Raw genomic sequence first — 17,268 nt, 5'->3', positions numbered from 1 at the left:
AGGAGGCCTTCACGGACCTCGCGCCTGCCGCGACTACTCGCCGCTGGCGCTCGGCTCGCGGACCCGCGAAGGGCCCCTCAGGGTGGCAGGGAGGAATACGCGGACCAAGAGCGCGCCCGGAGCCCGGGTGCCGTGTCGCAAGAAATCCACTTCCGGACGACTCGCTCCCATTCCTTTCGTCCGCTATAAAGTTTAAGAACGCTTCGCGCGCGAAGGTGCTTCGCTTGCGAAGTGGCCCTTCGCGGAAATGCGCGAGCGCAAGTTATCAGCAGTTGAGGTGAATCACCGCGTGGCAATCACCGCGCGGCCGGAGTTCGGCCCTATTTTGGCCCGCATGGTTGAGAAGGATTCGACGGCGCGGACCCGGGAACTGGGCCACCGCATGAAGGCGTTCCGGCAGCGCAGGCACTTCAGCGGAGCCGACGTCAGCCGCCGTAACGGCTGGTTGCAGAGCAAGGTCACGAGGTGGGAACAAGGGCTGCGCGAGCTGTCCGTGGTGGACGCGGCGCTGTATCTCGCGACCTGCGGCGAGGCGGAGCCCGAACGTGACCTGCTGCTGGAACTGACCCAGCCCGGCGGAGACCTGTACTGGGTTCGGCCGTACTTCGACGAACTCGTCGACCCGATGAAATCCCTTGCCATCCAAGAGAATCTCGCGCACACGTTGGTGCGTTACGAGTCGTTGACCCTGCCAGGGCTGCTCCAGACCGAACAGTACGCCCGCACTGCCTTCGAGCTGATCGGCAACCGCGACCAGGCTCAGCTGGACCGGGTCGTGAACGCCCGGATGGAGCGGCAGCGGTTGCTGCAGCGCGATCGTCCGCCGCGGTGCCGGTTCTACGTCCACGAGCGCGCGCTGCGTTCGGTCGTCGGAGGCCCCCGGATCATGCACGAGCAACTGCTTCACCTCGTCCTGTCGGCGAACCTGCCGTATTGCTCCATTCGTATCGTCCCGGAAAGCGACGGCGTCGGCATGGTGCTCGAGAATTCGTTCTCCATCATGGAATTCACGGAACATCCGGCGGTGGTGTACACCGATTCCTATGCGGCCGGGGTGTTCATCGACGACCGGGTCGCGGTCGAGGCTTATTACTCCCTTGTCGCGAGGCTGGAAAGCGATACCCTCTCCGAGGAGAGGTCACGTCAAACACTCGCCGAATGGGCGGACCGGTACGACCGGATGGACGAGTGAACCGTCCGAGGTTTCCCTCGGCCGCTTCCTGGGGTAATCCTTCCTGGTAGCCAAGGAGAAGGAGTTCGTGGTGACGAAGACGCAGGGTGGTGCCCCGGTCGCCGAGACGGAGATCGAGCGGAAGTACGACCTGGCGGCCGATCGGCCCATCCCGCCGCTGGTCCCGGTCGGTCCCGTGGCGAACCAGGCTGAACCGAGGGTCGACGTCCTCGACGCCACGTACTTCGACACCTCCGACTTCCGGCTCGCCCAGGCCGGTATCACGCTGCGGCGCAGGCTGGGCGGGAGCGACGAGGGCTGGCACCTCAAACTCCCGGTCGGCGAAGACCGGCGAGAGGAACTTCGCCTTCCGCTGGCCGGTAAGCCGGACAAGGTGCCGGGCGCGCTGGCGAAGCTGGTCCGGGCGCACACCCTCGGCGCCAAACTCGTGCAGGCCGCGCATCTGCGCACCGAGCGCACCTCGTATGCCTTGCTGGACGTGGAGGGCCGTGAGGTCGCGACACTGACCGACGACGTCGTCACCGGGGAAGCGGGCGGGGAGAAGGCGCACCTCGACCGCTGGCGGGAGATCGAGATCGAACTCTCGCCCGGTGCCGATCCCGAAGTGCTCGACAGGTTGGACCACGCGGTCCTGGAAGCGGGCGCGGAGCGGTCGAGGTGGCCGTCGAAGCTCCGGCGGTTGACCGACGAGCTCGTGCCCTCCGCGAGGGGAGAGTCGGGGTCGGTGCTGGCGGACTACCTCGCCGCGGAGCTGGACGCGTTGCGCCGCAACGACATCGGGGTCCGCCGCGACGCCGAGGACGCGGTGCACCAGATGCGGGTCTCGAGCAGGCGGTTGCGCAGCGCGCTGCGGACGTTCCGGCGGTCACTCGATCCGGACGTCGCGGAAGGGCTGGCCGCCGAACTTCGCTGGCTCGGGGGTGAACTCGGGCCGGCGAGGGACACCGAGGTGATGTCGGCGCGCCTGCGCGACGAGGTCGAGGCGCTGCCGGCCGAGCTGGTGCTGGGCAACGTCGAGCAGCTGATGACCCGGCATTTCGCGCGCGAGGCCGAAGAGGCCAAGGCGCGGGCGATCCGGGCGCTGGACAGCAAGCGGTACACGGAGCTGTTGCGCGCACTGGAAAAGCTCGTTCGCAAACCCCGGAAGATCAAGGACGGCAAGAAGGAACTATGCGAGGCGGTCGCCCGCTCTGGCCGGAAGCTCGGCAAGGCCGTCGCCGCGGCGCGCCGGCTGGAGCCCGGCGCGGAGCAGGACGCCGCACTGCACGAAGTACGCAAGAAGGCCAAACGAGCGCGGTATGCCGCGGATACGGTCCGTCCGGTGACCGGCAAGAAACTTCGAAAATGGCGAAAGAACGTCAAGGCGGTGCAGTCCACGCTCGGCACGCATCACGACATCGTGGTCACCCGGGATGTGCTGCGGCTTCTCGGCCTGCGCGCGTACGCCGAGAATGAAAACGCCTTCACCTTCGGGGTCCTGCACGGACGCTCGGTCGCCGCGGCCGAGTCCGCGCACCGGCGCTTCCTCGGAGAATGGCAAGACTTGGGTAAAGGTTCTCGGCCGAAATGGCTCAAATGAGGTAGCCCGGGTTGACCTCTCGCCGTCGCTGAGTACCGTCGAGGGAACTTGGTGGTCTGGAGAGAGGCGCCCCCAATGTTGCCTGGCCAGCGCGTACCCGGCGAAGTACCGCCCCTGGCCGTCACCACCAGCCGCCGCAAGGACGGCGTCCTCGTCCTCACCGCGGTGGGGGAGATCGACGCCGCCACGGTCGGCCGGTTCCGTACCGAGCTCAGCGGTGCGTGTGTCAAAGGAAAGCACGTGATCCTCGACCTCTCCGGCGTCCGCTTCCTCAGCTGTGCCGGGGTGCAGGCGCTCGAGGAGGCGAACGCGGTGTCCCCCCGGTTCTCGGTGATCGTGAAAACCGCTTTGGTGTCAAGGATTCTGGACGTCAGCGGGGTCGGAGCAGATCTCGACGTCCGGTGGGACCTCGAAGACGTGCGAATCCAGCGCTAGTCGAGTTCGACCTCGTCGGCGTCGACGTCCGGCAGGAGTCCGCGCCAGCGTGGATTGCGCAGGCAACCCGCGTCGGTCCAGCCGCCGAAGACGACCTCGCCGACGATGGTCGGCCGCGACCAGCGGGCGTCCCGCGCCTGTTTGTCCGGGACGGAGTGGAACGGGGATGTCTTGCGCTCCAGGCTGAACAGCCGCCTGGAGAGCTCCGCCAATTCGTCGCCCGCGAAGCCGACGCCGACGTTTCCGATATATCGCAGGCCATCCCCGTGCGGAACGCCGAGCAGCAATGAGCTGAACGTGTCCGCCCGGCTGCCGCCACCCGGCCGCCAGCCGCCCAGAACCACTTGCTGTACCAGGGTTCCGGTGATGGCGAGCCATTCCCCGGTGCGCCTTCCCGGGTGGTACGCGGAGCCGGCCCGTTTGGCGACGATACCGGCGAGCCCGTGTTCGCGGGCCGCCCGCGCCACCACACCGCCGTCCCCGAGGTAGTAGCGCGGCACCTGCCAATGCGGCCCGGCGAGCCCGAGTTCGTCGAGGAGTTCCCGTCGTTCGACATAAGGCGTCCCGACACAGGAGCGGCCGTCGAGATGCAGGAGGTCGTTCACCAGGTAGAACGCCGGATACCGGGACGTGAGCCGTTTCGCGGAGTTCTTCGTCGCCCGTGCGCGGTGCCCGAGCCCTTCCGGACTCGGCTTCCCGCCGTCGAAGACGACGATTTCCCCGTCCAGAAACGCTTCCGTGGCACCGAGTTGTTCACCGAGGCCGCGGAACTCGGGATACAGCCCGGTGACGTCGTCGCCCGAATCGTCGTAGGCGGTGATCCGGCCCCCGGACACCCGGATCAGGGTCCGGCGTCCGGACCAGTCGAATTCGTAGGCCCAGTCCGCGTCTTCGCTCGTCGAAGGAAGCCGCCCCGGTTTGCTCAGCATGGGGGCGAGGAAAGAGGGGAGTTCCGCGCGGCCGGGGTCTGCCGGGTCGAGCCTTTTGAGCAGCCAGCCGTTGTCCCTGCCGTCCTTCTTCACGTTGAGGAACAGGTACTTCCCGCGTGCTCGTTCACCGTGGAAGACGACTTCGACCTTGTGGTCGTTGAAGTGCAGCGTTTCGTACCGGCCGGTGTCCCAGATCGTCATGGTGCCGCCGCCGTATTCGCCCGCGGGTATCTCGCCTTCGAAGGTGAGGTATTCCATCGGGTGGTCTTCGGTGTGCACGGCGAGCCGTTCGACATCCGGCGTCATCGGAAGGCCCTTCGGCACCGCCCACGAGACGAGCACACCCTCCCGTTCGAGGCGGATGTCCCAGTGCAGGCTGCTCGCGTGGTGTTCCTGGATGACGAAGAGATCGTCGGCCCCGGTGTCCCCGTCGCGGTCCGGAAGAGGTTCGGGAGTTCGTCCCGGTTTGCGCTTACGGCGGTATTCGCCGAGTTTCTCCGCCATGGCCGGCCAGCGCACCCCTCTTTCGGATCGGGTCCCGCAAGCCTAGCGCCGTCCACGCTCCTTTCGTGCGATGAAGGCCCCTTTTCCCACGGTTACAGCAGGAAAAGAGGCCTTCACGCCGATGTGGCTCAGTCGGTCTCCGCCAGTGCCTCCGCGAACTGCGCGGCGTAGAGCCGGGAGTACGCACCGCCGGTGAGCAGCAGCGTTTCGTGGTCGCCCTGCTCGACGATCGACCCGTTCTCCATCACCAGGATGACGTCCGCGTCACGGATGGTGGAAAGCCGGTGCGCGATGACGAAACTCGTCCGCCCTTCGCGCAGCGAATTCATCGCCCGCTGGATCAGCACCTCGGTCCGCGTGTCGACGGAACTGGTGGCCTCGTCGAGGATGAGGATCGCGGGTTTCGCCAGGAACGCCCGGGCGACGGTGATCAGCTGTTTCTCGCCGGCGCTGACCGTGCCGCCCTCGTCGTCGATCACCGTGTCGTACCCGTCCGGAAGGGTGCGGACGAAGCGGTCGACGTGGGTCGCCTTGGCCGCCGCGACGACCTCGTCGTGCGTGGCGCCCTCCGAACCGTAGGCGATGTTCTCCGCGATGGTGCCGCCGAACAGCCACGCGTCCTGCAGCACCATGCCGGTCTTGGCCCGCAGGTCCTCGCGATCCATCGCGGCGATGTCGACGCCGTCGAGGGTGATCCTGCCGCCGTCGAGTTCGTAGAACCGCATGAGCAGGTTGACCAATGTGGTCTTCCCCGCGCCGGTCGGGCCGACGATGGCGACGGTGTGCCCCGGTTCGACGGTGAGCGACAGGTCCTCGATGAGCGGCGTGTCCTCGGTGTACCGGAACGACACGTGCTCGAACTCGACCTGCCCCCGCACGTCCCGGACCCGCGCGGGTTCGGCGGGCTCGGGTTCCTGCTCGTCCGCGTCGAGCAGCGCGAAGACCCGCTCCGCGGACGCGATCCCGGACTGCAGCAGATTCGCCATGCTGGCGATCTGCGTGACCGGCTGGCTGAACTGCCGCGAGTACTGGATGAACGCCTGCACGTCGCCGAGCGACAGCGTCCCGGACGCCACTCGCAGCGCGCCGATCACGGCCACCAGCACGTAGCTCAGGTTGCCGATGAACATCATCGCGGGCTGGATGGTGCCCGAGATGAACTGCGCCTTGAAGCTCGCGCCGTAGAGCGTGTCGTTGTGCTCGCGGAAGACCTCTTCGGCCTCCTCGCGGCGGCCGAACACCTTGACCAGCGAGTGCCCGGTGTACATCTCCTCGATATGCGCGTTGAGCCGTCCGGTGGTGGACCACTGCTTGATGAACTGCGGCTGCGCTTTCTTGCCGATCTTGGCCGCGACGAGCACCGACGCCGGCACCGACAGCAGCGCGACGAGCGCCAGCAGGGGCGAGATGACGAACATCATCACGAGCACGCCGACGACCATCAGCAGCGACGACACGATCTGCGCGAGGGTTTGCTGAAGGGACAGCGCGAGATTGTCGATGTCGTTGGTGGCCCGGCTCAGCACCTCACCGCGCGGCTGGCGGTCGAAGTAGCTCAGCGGGAGCTTGGCGAACTTCTCTTCGATCCGCTCCCGCAGGTCGAACACCGCCCGCTGGACCAGGTTCGTGGTCAGCCTGGCCTGCAGCAGCGAGAAGAACGACGCCACGATGTAGAGCAGCAGCACCCACAACAGGACCTGGCCGACGGCGTCGAGGTCGATGCGCTGGCCGGGGACGAAGTCGATCCCCGAGTACAGGTCGGCGACGGTGTTGTCGCCCGCAGCCCGCAGCCCGGCGATGACCTGTTCCTTGCTTACGCCCGCGGGCATGTCCTTCGCGACGACGCCCGCGAAGATGAGGTCCGTGGCCATCCCGAGGATCTTCGGGCCGATGACGCTCAGCGTGACACTGGCGACGCCGAAGACCAGGATTCCGTACAGCACGGCGCGTTGAGGTTGCAGCAGGCGCAGGAGCCGTTTCAGGGATCCCTTGAAGTCCAGGGCCTTCTCGGCGGACTGACCACCCATGAAGCCGGCCGGACCGCGGCCGAAACCGCCGCCGCCGGGGCCGGGCCCCCGCGCGGCGCTCGCGCGCTCGCCCACCGGTTTGGCCGGGGTGTCCGAAGAAGACTGTGTGGATTCGGGCGCGCTCATCAGGCGGCCTCCTGCTCGGTCAGCTGGGACAGCACGATCTCCCGATAGGTCTCGTTCGTGTCCATGAGTTCGGTATGGGTTCCGCTGCCGACGACGCGGCCTTCGTCGAGCACGACGATGCGGTCGGCGTGGCGGATCGTGCTGACCCGCTGCGCGACGATGACCACGGTCGCCTCGGCGGTCTCGGCCGCGAGGGCCCGCCGCAGCGCGGCGTCGGTCGCGTAGTCGAGCGCGGAGAAGGAATCGTCGAAGAGGTAGATCTCGGGACGCCGCACCAGCATCCGCGCGATCGCGAGCCGCTGCCGCTGCCCGCCCGAGACGTTGGTCCCGCCCTGGGAGATGGGGGAGTTCAGCCCGTCCGGCATCCGTTCGACGAAGTCCTTGCCCTGGGCCACCTCCAGCGCGTGCCAGAGCTCCTCGTCGGTGGCGTCGGACTTGCCGTAGCGAAGATTGCTCGCCACCGTCCCGGCGAACAGGTACGGCTTCTGCGGCACGAGCCCGACGGCGTCGGACAGCACGGTCGCGTCCAGTTCCCGGACGTCGACGCCGTCGACCCGCACCGAGCCGTCGGTGGCGTCCATCAGCCGGGGGATCAGGTTGAGCAGCGTGGTCTTGCCGCTGCCCGTGCTGCCGATGATCGCGGTGGTCTCGCCGGGCAGCGCCAGCAGCGAGATCTCCTGCAGCACCGGCTTCTCCGCGCCGGGGTAACGGAATTCCACATCGGACAGTTCGAGCCGTCCGTGCACCTCGCCGGGGCTGACCGGGTTCTCCGGGAGGACGACGCTGGTGTGCGTGTCGAGCACCTCGGTGATGCGTTCGGCGCTGACCTCGGCGCGGGGCACCATCATGAACATGAAGGTGGCCATCATGACCGCCATCAGGATCTGCATCAGGTACGACAGGAACGCGGTGAGCGCGCCGATCTGCATGCTGCCGTCGTCGATGCGCAGTCCGCCGAACCACAGCACGGCGACGCTGGAGGCGTTCATCACGAGCATGACGATGGGGAACATCAGGGCCATCAGCCTGCCGACGACGAGCGAGACGTCCAGCAGTTCGGTGTTGGCCTTGGTGAACCGCCGCCGTTCGTGCGTGTCCTTGACGAACGCCCGGATCACGCGGATGCCCATGATCTGCTCGCGCAGCATCTGGTTGATCTTGTCGATGCGCTCCTGCATCAGCCGGAACGCGGGCCGCATCTTCGCGATGATGACCCCGACCGAGACACCCAGGATCGGCACCGCGAGCACGAGCAGCCACGAGAGGGTGACGTCCTGGTTCAGCGCCATGATGATGCCGCCGAAGCACATGATCGGCGCGGACACCATCAGGGTGAAGGCCATCAACGTCAGCATCTGCACCTGCTGGACGTCGTTGGTGGTGCGGGTGATCAGCGACGGCGTGCCGAACTGGCCGACTTCACGGGCGGAGAAGTCCTGGACCCGGTGGAAGACCGCGCCGCGGACGTCCCGGCCGACCGCCATCGCGGTCCGGGCGCCGTAGTAGACGGCGCCGATCGAGCAGGCGATCTGCACCAGCGACACCAGCAGCATGACGCCACCGACCTCGAGAATGTAGTCGATGTCGCCCTTGACCACACCGCCGTCGATGATGTCGGCGTTCAGCGTGGGGAGGTAGAGCCCGGCGAGGGTCTGGACGAACTGCAGCAGCACGATGAGCCACAGGTCTCGCCGGTACGGGCGCAGGTGAATGCGCAACAGCTTGGTCAGCACAACGGTTTCTCCCCAGTGGTGGGTACGGTGTTACTTCGGGTTCGGGCCGGTGAGCGAGGGGATGCCCGCCGCGGCCTCGTGCAGGAGGACGTCGAGCGTCTCCAGGAACGGCCTGGAGCCCTCGTCGATCAGCCAGCTGAAGAACGCGGTCTTCACCGCGGACTCCACGATCGCCGCCATGAGCCGCGCGTTCAACGCGTTTTCCACCCCGGCGCCCGCACGTTCCAGGATGGCGTCCGCCAGCACCTGTTCGACCTTGGCGTGCGCCTTGAGGAACTCGCCCTGCACGGACGGGTGCAAGAGCAGTGACCGCGCCAGCTCCACCGAGCCGCGGTTCGGTTCTCCCAGGCTGCCGTAGGCCTCCAGTGTCGCGGTACCGACAGCCTCCCACAGTGCTTCTCCCGAAGGCCGCTCACGCAGCGCCTCCCGCAGGAGTTCCTGCCGTTCGACGATGAACGAGCAGATCGCCTCCTCCTTGCTGGAGAAGTAGTTGTTGAACGTGCGTGGCGAGACCCCGACGGCGGTGGCGATGTCCTCGACGCGGACCTGTTCGACGCCCTTCTCCATGGCGAGCTTGAGCGCCGCCTCGCTCATGGCGCGACGGGCCGCGCGCTTCTTGCGTTCGCGCAGCCCCATGGGCGCGGCCGGGTCCGGGGTCATGCCGCCAGCCTAGAGAAAAGTTGCGTGCCGCGCAAATTAGTGCGCGCTCCGCACTTTTTGCCGATCACTCGTGGCGCGAAACACGCAGATGCAGCCGAATGGCCTAGCGCGCCGCGCTCACCAGCCGTAACGCGTTCGTGACCACGTCACTGCCAGCGGTTGAACGGAGACCGACTGTGGACACGGATAGTGACTTCTGCTTGCATGGCCGTCGTTGTGCTGGGGAGTGCGACACGGGTCCGGGTATGCGAAGAGAAAGAAGTGGAAGCACATGGTGACGCGGGCTCGAGGCTTGCTTGACCGCTCACGGGTTCTTCTGGACCGTTCCAGGGTCGCCGCGGCGCAGTTCCTCGCCGCCCCGCCCCGGCACGCTCCGTCGGCTCCGCCGGCCGAACCGGAGGTGGAGCAGAGGCCGGCCGTGGAGGCGCCGGACGCCGGCGCGCTGGCCGGGGTCTGCTCCAACGTCGCGCTGCGCGACCTCAATCTGCTCGACCAGTTGCTCGCGCAACTGGAGACGATGGAGGCGGGGGAGGAGAATTCCGACCGCCTCGCCGAGCTCTACCGGCTCGACCATCTGGCGACCCGGTTGCGGCGCAACGCCGAGAACCTGCGCGTCCTCGCCGGCCGCGACGCCGACGACACGACGGCCGGGATCTCGTCCGTGCTCGACGTGATGCGGGCCGCGATGTCGTCGATCGACCACTACTCGCGGATCACGATAGGCCGTGTCGTTTCGCTCGGCGTTGTCGGCTTCGCCGCCGAAGACGTCAGCCGGATCCTCGCGGAACTGTTCGACAACGCGGCGAACCAGTCTTCGCCGAGTTCGCCGGTCAGCGTCAGCGCGCACCTCACCGAGCAGGGCAGCGTGCTGATCCGCATCGAGGACGAGGGCATCGGCATGCCGCCCGACCGTCTCGCGGCACTGAACGAGCGGCTGGCGGCCGGTCCGGTGCTCGACGACGATTCCGTGCGGCATATGGGACTCGCGGTCGTCGGCAGGCTCGCCGACCGGCACGAGATCACCGTCAAACTCGACCGCCGCACCCCGCACGGCACGGTCGCGACCGTGCTGCTGCCGGTCCCGGTGGTGTCGGAACTGGCCGAGAAGCAGTGGTCCGGTTCGCAGACCGTCGTGCTGCCGCAGACCAGGATCACCAACGGGGCACCCGTGGGCGCCCCGGTCGCGACGCCGTCCGGGCTGCCGAGGCGGCGCCCGGCCCCCTCCGCGCTCCCGGAGCCGGAACGGAAGCCCAGCCCGCGTCCGCGCACGGCCTTCCAGCCGCCCGCCGACGGCGGCACCACGGCCAGCGGTCTGCCGCGCCGGGTTTCCCGCAGTATCAGGACTTTGCCCGACGAGCCGGCCCCGCCGACCACCCCGCCCGCCGACACGGCGGACGGGCACGAGGCGCTGCTGGCCGACCTCGATGCCTTCGCCGACGGCGAGCGTGCCGCCCTTGACGACCGGCACGAGCGTGAGACCGGAGGAAACACCCAGTGACCGCCCAGGACGCGACCACGGATTTCACCTGGTTGCTCGACGACTTCGTGCGCAAGGTGCACGGTGCCAGCCACGCGCTGATCATGTCCGTCGATGGTTTTCCTTTGACCGCCTCGGAATCGGTGTCCAGTGACGACGCCGAGCAGCTCGCGGCCATCGCGAGCGGCCTGCTCAGCCTCGCGGGCAACAGCGCCGCGCTGTTCGGCAAGGGCAACTGCGAGCAGATCATCATCCGGCTCACCCGCGGGTACTTCCTGTTCATGGGAATCGGTGCCGAGGCGGGCCTCGCGGTGCTCACCGAACCGGACTGCGACATGAAGGTCGTCGCCTACGAGATGACCCAGTTCATCACCAACGCCGGTCACGCCCTCACCCCCGAGGTGCGAGCGGGACTCCGGCAGGTCCTGACCGCCCGACGGCCGCAGGCCTGAGAATCCGGAGAAGAAGGGATGACCGTGTCCAGCGACCAATCTCCGGACCGGCCGGTCAAGATGCGCAGCCGCAGAATCCGGCCGTACGCGCTGACCGGCGGCCGTACCAAGAGCAGCCAGCTGCTGCTGGTGGAGACCCTGATCTCGGTCCCGCGCTACGACCCGTCACTGGCCGAGGCGCTGATGCCGGAATCGCGTTCGCTGTACGAGCGCGCCAGGGATCGCTCGTCGATCGCCGAGCTTTCGGTGGGACTGGATCTGCCACTGGGCGTGGTCCGGGTGCTCGTCGGCGACCTTGCCACCCAGGGCGCCGTCTTCGTGCACCCGACGGCCCACGCCTACAACCACGATACGAACGTGCTCGAGAGGATCCTCGATGGACTCAAGCGCCTCCCGGTCTGACCCCAGTCTGCTGGCGATTTCCGCCAAGATCGTGGTCGCCGGTGGATTCGGCGTTGGCAAGACGACCTTCGTCGGCTCCGTCTCCGAGGTCCCGCCACTGAGCAACGAGGCCTGGATGACCGAGGCGGGCGCCGGCGTCGACGAGCTGGTGCCGCCCGGAACCAAATCCACCACCACGGTCGCGATGGACTTCGGCCGGATCACCCTGCGTGAAGACCTGCTCCTGTACCTGTTCGGCACCCCCGGCCAGGCCCGGTTCTGGTTCCTCTGGGACGACCTCTCGCGTGGCGCGCTCGGCGCCGTCGTACTGGTCGACACCAGCCGGATCGACCAGTCGTTCGCCGCGATCAACTACTTCGAGAACGACTCCGAGCTGCCGTTCATCGTCGCGGTCAACCAGTTCGAGGGCATGCCGGTGCACGACCTCGAAGAGGTGCGCGACGCGCTGGCGCTGTCCCCGGACATCCCACTGGTCACCTGCGACGCCCGCGACCCGAAGTCGGCGGTCGCGACGTTGCAGGAACTGGTGTCGCACACGCTGTCCCTCGCCGTGGTCTCCGGACCGGGGCGGGAATTCGCCGCACTCGGCTGAACGGGTTCTGGGAGGAACACAGAGGATGCGCAAGGTTCTTATCGTCGGTGCCGGGCAGTCGGGGTTGCAGCTGGCGTTGGGCCTGCTCGCCCACGACTACGACGTCACGGTGATGTCGGCCCGGACGCCGGACGAGATCCGGTCCGGCAAGGTGATGTCGACCCAGTGCATGTTCCACTCCGCTCTGCAGCACGAGCGGGACCACAAGCTGAACCTGTGGGAGGAAGAGACCGTCAAGGTCGAGGGGCTCGGCGTTTCCATCGCGGGACCGGACTCCAGCCGCGTGCTGGACTGGTTCGGGCCGCTGGAGCACTACGCGCAGTCGGTGGACCAGCGGGTGAAGATGGCCGCCTGGCTCGAACTGGTGGAGGACCGCGGCGGCAAGGTCGTCATCCACGGCGTCACCACCTCGGATCTGGCGCCGCTGGCGAAGCTGTACGACCTGGTCGTCATCGCCGCGGGCAAGGGAGAGCTGGTCCAGCTGTTCGACCGGATCCCGGAGCGTTCGCCCTACACCGAACCCCAGCGCGCGCTTTCGCTGGCGTACGTGCACGGACTCGAGCGACGGCCCGAGCACCCGGACAAGGCGGCCGTGCGGTTCAACATCATCCCCGGCGTGGGTGAGCTGTTCATGATCCCCGCGTACACGCTGAGCGGGAACTGCGACATCCTCTTCTTCGAGGGGATCCCCGGCGGCCCGCTCGACTGCTGGGACGACCGGCCGACGCCGCAGCAGCATCTCGACCGGATCCTCTCGCTGATGAAGCAGTTCCTCCCGTGGGAGTACGAGCGGTCCCGGAACGCCGTGCTGACCGACGACAAGGCGACGCTGGCCGGCGGGTACACGCCGGTCGTGCGGAACGCGGTCGGCAAGCTGGACTCGGCGACCGCGGTGCTCGGCATGGCCGACGTCGTGGTGGCCAACGACCCGATCACCGGCCAGGGTTCCAACAACGCGAGCCACTGTGCGGCGTCCTATCTGGACTCGATCCTCGAACGCGGCGACAAGCCGTTCGACGAGGAGTGGATGTCCGCGTCGTTCGAGAAGTACTGGGAGTACGCCCAGCACGTGACGATCTGGACCAACGCGATGCTGCAGCCGCCGCCCCCGCACGTGCTCCAGATCATCGGCGCGGCGGGGGAGAAGCCGGCCGTGGCGCGGCGGTTCGCGAACGGGTTCTCCGATCCGACCGATTTCCAGCACTGGTTCCTGGACCCCGCGAAAGCCGAGAAGTACCTGGCCGAGGTCTGATTCCAGGAGCGCGACGGTCCCGCGATCGGGTTCGCGGGGCTGTCGCGGTGCGCCGTTTCGGGCTACCGTGGTCACCGTGTGTGAGTACGGTCGGTGACGGCAGCGGAGGTGCGGCTCGATGCGTTCGATGTGGAAGGGCTCGGTGTCCTTCGGGCTGGTGAGCATCCCGATCCAGCTCTACGCGGCCACCGAGAACAAGAACGTCTCGCTGCGCCAGGTGCACGAGGCCGACGGCGGCCGGATCCAGTACAAGCGGTTCTGCACGATCGACGGCGAGGAAGTGCCCTACGCCGAGATCGCCAAGGGCTACGAACTGCCCGACGGCGAGATGGTCGTGCTCACCGACGAGGACATGTCCGAGCTGCCGCTGGCGTCGTCGCGGGCGATCGACGTGCTCGAGTTCGTGCCGCTGGAGTCCATCGACCCGATCCAGTTCGACAAGACCTATTACCTCGAACCGCAGAAGAACGCCGTCAAACCGTACGTGGTCCTGCGTGACGCGTTGCAGAAGGCGAGCCACGTGGCGGTCGCGAAGGTCGCCATCCGGCAGCGGGAGACGCTCGCGATCCTGCGGGTCCACAGCGATGTCCTGACGATGACGACGATGTTGTGGCCCGACGAGGTCCGCGTCCCGGATTTCGGGTTCCTGCACGAGGATCCGCCGCAGGTGCGGCCGCAGGAGCTGACGATGGCGGGTTCGCTGATCGACTCGCTCTCGGAGCCGGTGTTCGAGCAGGAGAAGTACAGCGATTCCTACCGCGAGGCACTGGAAGCCATGATCGAGGCCAAGGCCGCGGGCAACCAGACGACGAAACCGAAGGCGGTCGGCGCGAAGGCCGACGTCGTCGACCTCATGGAAGCCTTGCAGGCCAGTGTGAGCGAGGCGAAGAAGAGCCGGAAGCCCGCGGCCGCGAAGAAGGCCACGGCGGCGAAGAAGCCCGCCTCGGCCAAGCGAACCCCGAAGAGCGCCTGACTCTCCCTTGTGGACGGTTGTGCCCGGTGTCACCGCACCGGGTGTCACGACACGCCGCGCGTATGTCAGGATTTGTCGTCCCTCGGTGGTAGTAAGGCAATCGAGGAGAACTTTCCTGATCGCGGGAGGCGGTATGAGCATGGAGTGCGCGTTCTGCGCCGTCGGACTCGACCACTGCCACGGCACCCTGGTGGTCCACCTCGACGGTGGTTTCACCGAATGCAGCGAAGACGGCTGCGTCGACTTCGACTTCTCCCGGCACACGCTGACGATCGACTGTTTCGACGTCGACGGAGGCTGCTCGTGCGCGGAGGTCTCGGCCCAGTCGCTCCTCCGCGCTTCTTGACCGGCGGCCAATACACCACATCGGTCTGATTCGGGCGATCGTGCCCGATTCCCACTCGAAGGTGTATGCGTTCGTGTACATCCCGGCCGGGAATGTGTTAACTATGACGGGGTCCTCCGGCTCTCCCTCCCCCTCGGAGCCGGGGGACCCCTTCATGTCACGGTGCTTCCTTCGCGGTGTCGTGGATCGGCGCCCCGTTGCAGGAGCGTACGGCCTCCCAAACGCCTTCCCCGTCCGCGTAGTCATGGGCGGGCAGCGTGCCCAAGGGGCCCAGGACGTCGTCGCCCGCCCCGGCCGCCGCGGCGGCTCGCAGGAGTTCGTCGCGTCCACACGGGTACTTCGCGTCCGTCAAGTACGGGCGAGGGTCCGTCCCTGCCATCGGCTCTCCCTCCTTCTCCTCGTCCGAGATGGATACCCGGCGGGCGGAGAACGAAAACGGCCCGGGCACCCGGCGTGAGGGGGAACGCCGGGCGCCCGGGCCGTTTTTCAGCGCCGGTACCGGGGGCTCGGTACCGGTTCGGTCCGGTGCTCAGTACCAGTGGGCGCGACCGCCGATGGCCTTCCCGGTGTTCCCGAGAACGGCCAGGATGATGCCGATGACCGCCAGCGCGATCCCGATCGAGTACAGGACGGGGATGCTGGCGATGACACCGACGACAATCAGGATGACGCCGAGAATGATCACGGGAACACCTTCTCCTTCGTAGTCGCCCGGCTCGCGTGCCGCCGGGGTGTGGCTACTAGGGGGATTCCCGCCCAGATCGGTGAGAAACAGGTCCATCCGGCCGAAGTTTTCACGCATTCGGCCTAACGGCTCCACTGGGCGCCAAGACAACGGCGCACCCAATGTGGCATCGGAGACGCTCAGCGTCCCCAATGCCACATTGGGTGCAGTCGGCCGCCGACCACGGACAAGTCCTGACCGACGGAAAATCAGTACCGGTAGTGGTCCAGCTTGTACGGGCCCTCGACGTCCACGCCGATGTACTCGGCCTGGCGCTTGGTCAGCTTCGTCAGCCGGACGCCCAGCGCGTCGAGGTGCAGGCGGGCCACCTTCTCGTCGAGGTGCTTCGGCAGCACGTGGACGTCGGTGGTGTACTCGCCCTGCTTCGTGAACAGCTCGATCTGCGCGATCGTCTGGTTGGTGAAGGAGTTCGACATCACGAAGCTCGGGTGGCCGGTCGCGTTCCCGAGGTTCATCAGCCTGCCCTCGGACAGCACGATGATCGAGTGCGCCTCGCGGTCCGCCGTCGCGGGGCTGTGTCCATCCCGGGGGGCGGCCCCCGGACCCCCGGCAGGGAAGATCCACTCGTGCACCTGCGGCTTGATCTCGATCTTCTGGATGCCCGGGATCTTCGCGAGGCCGGCCATGTCGATCTCGTTGTCGAAGTGCCCGACGTTCGCGACGATCGCGTTGTGCTTCATCTTGGCCATCTGGTCGGCCATGATGATGTCGAAGTTGCCGGTGGTGGTGATGAAGATGTCGCCGCGCTCGACGACGTCGTCGAGTTCGACGACGTCGAGGCCCTCCATCGCCGCCTGCAGCGCGCAGATCGGGTCGATTTCGGTGACGACCACGCGGGCACCCTGGCCGCGCAGGGATTCCACGGCGCCCTTGCCGACGTCGCCGTAGCCGCAGACGACCGCGACCTTGCCCGCGATCATCACGTCGGTGCCGCGGTTGAGACCGTCGATGAGCGAGTGGCGGATGCCGTACTTGTTGTCGAACTTCGACTTCGTCACCGAGTCGTTCACGTTCATCGCCGGGAAGAGCAGCTCGCCATCCTTGGCGAGCTTGTAGAGCCGCTTGACGCCGTTGGTGGTCTCCTCGGTGACCCCGCGGACCTCCTTGGCGATCCGGGTGAACCGGCTGGTGTCGCGGCCGAGGCTTTCGCGCAGCGTCTCCAGCACGAGGTGGTACTCCTCGGGGTCTTCCTCGGTCGCCTGGGGAACGGCGCCGGCGGCCTCGAACTCGACGCCCTTGTGGATCAGCAGGGTCGCGTCGCCGCCGTCGTCAAGGATCATGTTCGGGAGGCGGCCGTCGCCGAAGTCGAAGAGCTGGTCGGTGCACCACCAGTACTCGGCGAGCGTCTCGCCCTTCCACGCGAAGACCGGCGAACCCGACGGCTTCTCGACGGTGCCCTCCGGGCCGACGACGACGGCCGCGGCCGCCTCGTCCTGGGTGGAGAAGATGTTGCAGGACACCCAGCGCACCTCGGCGCCCAGTGCGACGAGTGTCTCGATCAGCACGGCGGTCTGCACGGTCATGTGCAGCGAACCCGCGACCCGCGCGCCCTTCAGCGGCTGCGAGCCGGCGTATTCGCGGCGCAGCGCCATCAAACCGGGCATCTCGACCTCGGCGAGGCGCAGCTGCTTGCGGCCGGACTCGGCCAGGGAAAGGTCGGCGACGGCGAATTCGATCCCGTTGACCTTGGACAGGGTCGGGCTCATGGGTTCTCCAATCATCAAGGAAGGCAGGGCGGAGCGGTCCTTTTCGCCGGTGGCGGGAAGGACGGTGTCAGTGCGGGGTTTCAGTGCTCGGCCTCGAAGGCCGGAAAAGGGTTCAGACGCAACAAAGGCACCTCCACA

At 67.3% G+C, this 17,268-nt stretch carries 17 protein-coding genes; 10 read left to right on the top strand and 7 right to left on the bottom strand.

From position 1 onward, the window contains the following. Positions 1-334: 334 nt before the first annotated feature. From ACZ3HL_RS36980 to ACZ3HL_RS36970, 3 genes are all read left to right on the top strand, one after another. A complete protein-coding gene (locus tag ACZ3HL_RS36980) occupies positions 335-1,192 on the top strand; it encodes a helix-turn-helix domain-containing protein (RefSeq protein WP_465536043.1) in 858 nt (285 codons plus the stop codon). Between the two features lie 70 nt (positions 1,193-1,262). Then, the gene (locus ACZ3HL_RS36975) at positions 1,263-2,771 is read left to right on the top strand and encodes a CYTH and CHAD domain-containing protein (protein WP_465536041.1); all 1,509 of its coding nucleotides are present in this window, start codon (positions 1,263-1,265) and stop codon (positions 2,769-2,771) included. 75 nt (positions 2,772-2,846) lie between these two features. Then, the gene (locus tag ACZ3HL_RS36970) at positions 2,847-3,206 is read left to right on the top strand and encodes an STAS domain-containing protein (protein ID WP_465536039.1); all 360 of its coding nucleotides are present in this window, start codon (positions 2,847-2,849) and stop codon (positions 3,204-3,206) included. Here the strand turns inward: ACZ3HL_RS36970 and ACZ3HL_RS36965 are convergent. The 4 genes from ACZ3HL_RS36965 to ACZ3HL_RS36950 all read right to left on the bottom strand — a co-directional run bounded on the left by ACZ3HL_RS36965 (position 3,203) and on the right by ACZ3HL_RS36950 (position 9,185). Then, positions 3,203-4,639, bottom strand: a complete 1,437-nt coding sequence (locus ACZ3HL_RS36965; protein WP_465411660.1) for a DNA polymerase ligase N-terminal domain-containing protein — start codon at positions 4,637-4,639, stop codon at positions 3,203-3,205. The two genes, ACZ3HL_RS36970 and ACZ3HL_RS36965, sit on opposite strands and share 4 nt — an antisense overlap. Positions 4,640-4,767: 128 nt before the next feature. Then, on the bottom strand, positions 4,768-6,792 hold the full coding sequence (locus ACZ3HL_RS36960; RefSeq protein ID WP_465536037.1) for an ABC transporter ATP-binding protein: 2,025 nt from the start codon (positions 6,790-6,792) through the stop codon (positions 4,768-4,770). Beyond that, positions 6,792-8,525, bottom strand: a complete 1,734-nt coding sequence (locus ACZ3HL_RS36955) for an ABC transporter ATP-binding protein (protein WP_465536035.1) — start codon at positions 8,523-8,525, stop codon at positions 6,792-6,794. The genes ACZ3HL_RS36960 and ACZ3HL_RS36955 overlap by 1 nt, the downstream gene beginning before the upstream one ends. 30 nt (positions 8,526-8,555) lie before the next feature. Then, positions 8,556-9,185 carry a TetR/AcrR family transcriptional regulator gene (locus ACZ3HL_RS36950; RefSeq protein WP_465411657.1) on the bottom strand — a complete coding sequence of 210 codons (630 nt, stop codon included), beginning with the start codon at positions 9,183-9,185 and terminating at the stop codon, positions 8,556-8,558. Positions 9,186-9,456: 271 nt separating this feature from the next. On the opposite strand from ACZ3HL_RS36950, the gene ACZ3HL_RS36945 reads away from it, so the two are divergent. The 7 genes from ACZ3HL_RS36945 (at position 9,457) to ACZ3HL_RS36915 (ending at position 14,679) form a co-directional block, all read left to right on the top strand. Then, the gene (locus ACZ3HL_RS36945) at positions 9,457-10,683 is read left to right on the top strand and encodes a sensor histidine kinase (protein ID WP_465536033.1); all 1,227 of its coding nucleotides are present in this window, start codon (positions 9,457-9,459) and stop codon (positions 10,681-10,683) included. After that, positions 10,680-11,114, top strand: coding sequence for a roadblock/LC7 domain-containing protein (locus ACZ3HL_RS36940; protein WP_005159022.1), 435 nt, complete (start codon positions 10,680-10,682; stop codon positions 11,112-11,114). The genes ACZ3HL_RS36945 and ACZ3HL_RS36940 overlap by 4 nt, the downstream gene beginning before the upstream one ends. A gap of 18 nt (positions 11,115-11,132) precedes the next feature. Next, positions 11,133-11,516 carry a DUF742 domain-containing protein gene (locus ACZ3HL_RS36935; protein WP_125683188.1) on the top strand — a complete coding sequence of 128 codons (384 nt, stop codon included), beginning with the start codon at positions 11,133-11,135 and terminating at the stop codon, positions 11,514-11,516. Further along, the gene (locus ACZ3HL_RS36930) at positions 11,491-12,108 is read left to right on the top strand and encodes a GTP-binding protein (protein ID WP_457953894.1); all 618 of its coding nucleotides are present in this window, start codon (positions 11,491-11,493) and stop codon (positions 12,106-12,108) included. Before ACZ3HL_RS36935 ends, ACZ3HL_RS36930 begins: the two co-directional genes overlap by 26 nt. Positions 12,109-12,133: 25 nt before the next feature. Beyond that, a complete protein-coding gene (locus tag ACZ3HL_RS36925; protein ID WP_465536031.1) occupies positions 12,134-13,360 on the top strand; it encodes a styrene monooxygenase/indole monooxygenase family protein in 1,227 nt (408 codons plus the stop codon). A 118-nt stretch (positions 13,361-13,478) separates the two neighbouring features. Further along, positions 13,479-14,333, top strand: a complete 855-nt coding sequence (gene ku, locus ACZ3HL_RS36920) for a non-homologous end joining protein Ku (RefSeq protein WP_465536029.1) — start codon at positions 13,479-13,481, stop codon at positions 14,331-14,333. Positions 14,334-14,466: 133 nt separating this feature from the next. Then, positions 14,467-14,679, top strand: coding sequence for a hypothetical protein (locus ACZ3HL_RS36915; protein WP_465411653.1), 213 nt, complete (start codon positions 14,467-14,469; stop codon positions 14,677-14,679). A gap of 157 nt (positions 14,680-14,836) precedes the next feature. Here ACZ3HL_RS36915 and ACZ3HL_RS36910 read toward each other — a convergent pair whose 3' ends face one another. The 3 genes from ACZ3HL_RS36910 to ACZ3HL_RS36900 all read right to left on the bottom strand — a co-directional run bounded on the left by ACZ3HL_RS36910 (position 14,837) and on the right by ACZ3HL_RS36900 (position 17,130). Continuing rightward, positions 14,837-15,058: a DUF2795 domain-containing protein gene (locus tag ACZ3HL_RS36910; protein ID WP_465411652.1), complete on the bottom strand. Its 222-nt coding sequence runs from the start codon at positions 15,056-15,058 to the stop codon at positions 14,837-14,839. 150 nt (positions 15,059-15,208) lie between these two features. Beyond that, positions 15,209-15,481: a hypothetical protein gene (locus tag ACZ3HL_RS36905; RefSeq protein WP_465536027.1), complete on the bottom strand. Its 273-nt coding sequence runs from the start codon at positions 15,479-15,481 to the stop codon at positions 15,209-15,211. A gap of 131 nt (positions 15,482-15,612) precedes the next feature. Next, positions 15,613-17,130 carry an adenosylhomocysteinase gene (locus ACZ3HL_RS36900; protein ID WP_465536025.1) on the bottom strand — a complete coding sequence of 506 codons (1,518 nt, stop codon included), beginning with the start codon at positions 17,128-17,130 and terminating at the stop codon, positions 15,613-15,615. Positions 17,131-17,268 lie beyond the last annotated feature (138 nt).

It is taken from the genome of Amycolatopsis sp. NPDC000009 (assembly GCF_055563465.1).
The sequence above is the reverse complement of the archived record's forward strand: the minus strand, read 5'-3'. Positions and strand labels throughout refer to the sequence as shown.

Bases quoted from the DNA above. Each gene is read 5' to 3' on its own strand.
- ACZ3HL_RS36980 (WP_465536043.1), top strand. From the start codon at position 335: ATGGTTGAGAAGGATTCGACGGCGCGGACCCGGGAACTGGGCCACCGC.
- ACZ3HL_RS36970 (WP_465536039.1), top strand. From the start codon at position 2,847: ATGTTGCCTGGCCAGCGCGTACCCGGCGAAGTACCGCCCCTGGCCGTC.
- ACZ3HL_RS36965 (WP_465411660.1), bottom strand. From the start codon at position 4,639: ATGGCGGAGAAACTCGGCGAATACCGCCGTAAGCGCAAACCGGGACGA.
- ACZ3HL_RS36960 (WP_465536037.1), bottom strand. From the start codon at position 6,792: ATGAGCGCGCCCGAATCCACACAGTCTTCTTCGGACACCCCGGCCAAA.
- ACZ3HL_RS36950 (WP_465411657.1), bottom strand. From the start codon at position 9,185: ATGACCCCGGACCCGGCCGCGCCCATGGGGCTGCGCGAACGCAAGAAG.
- ACZ3HL_RS36945 (WP_465536033.1), top strand. From the start codon at position 9,457: ATGGTGACGCGGGCTCGAGGCTTGCTTGACCGCTCACGGGTTCTTCTG.
- ACZ3HL_RS36935 (WP_125683188.1), top strand. From the start codon at position 11,133: ATGACCGTGTCCAGCGACCAATCTCCGGACCGGCCGGTCAAGATGCGC.
- ACZ3HL_RS36930 (WP_457953894.1), top strand. From the start codon at position 11,491: ATGGACTCAAGCGCCTCCCGGTCTGACCCCAGTCTGCTGGCGATTTCC.
- ACZ3HL_RS36925 (WP_465536031.1), top strand. From the start codon at position 12,134: ATGCGCAAGGTTCTTATCGTCGGTGCCGGGCAGTCGGGGTTGCAGCTG.
- ku (WP_465536029.1), top strand. From the start codon at position 13,479: ATGCGTTCGATGTGGAAGGGCTCGGTGTCCTTCGGGCTGGTGAGCATC.
- ACZ3HL_RS36915 (WP_465411653.1), top strand. From the start codon at position 14,467: ATGAGCATGGAGTGCGCGTTCTGCGCCGTCGGACTCGACCACTGCCAC.
- ACZ3HL_RS36910 (WP_465411652.1), bottom strand. From the start codon at position 15,058: ATGGCAGGGACGGACCCTCGCCCGTACTTGACGGACGCGAAGTACCCG.
- ACZ3HL_RS36905 (WP_465536027.1), bottom strand. From the start codon at position 15,481: ATGCGTGAAAACTTCGGCCGGATGGACCTGTTTCTCACCGATCTGGGC.
- ACZ3HL_RS36900 (WP_465536025.1), bottom strand. From the start codon at position 17,130: ATGAGCCCGACCCTGTCCAAGGTCAACGGGATCGAATTCGCCGTCGCC.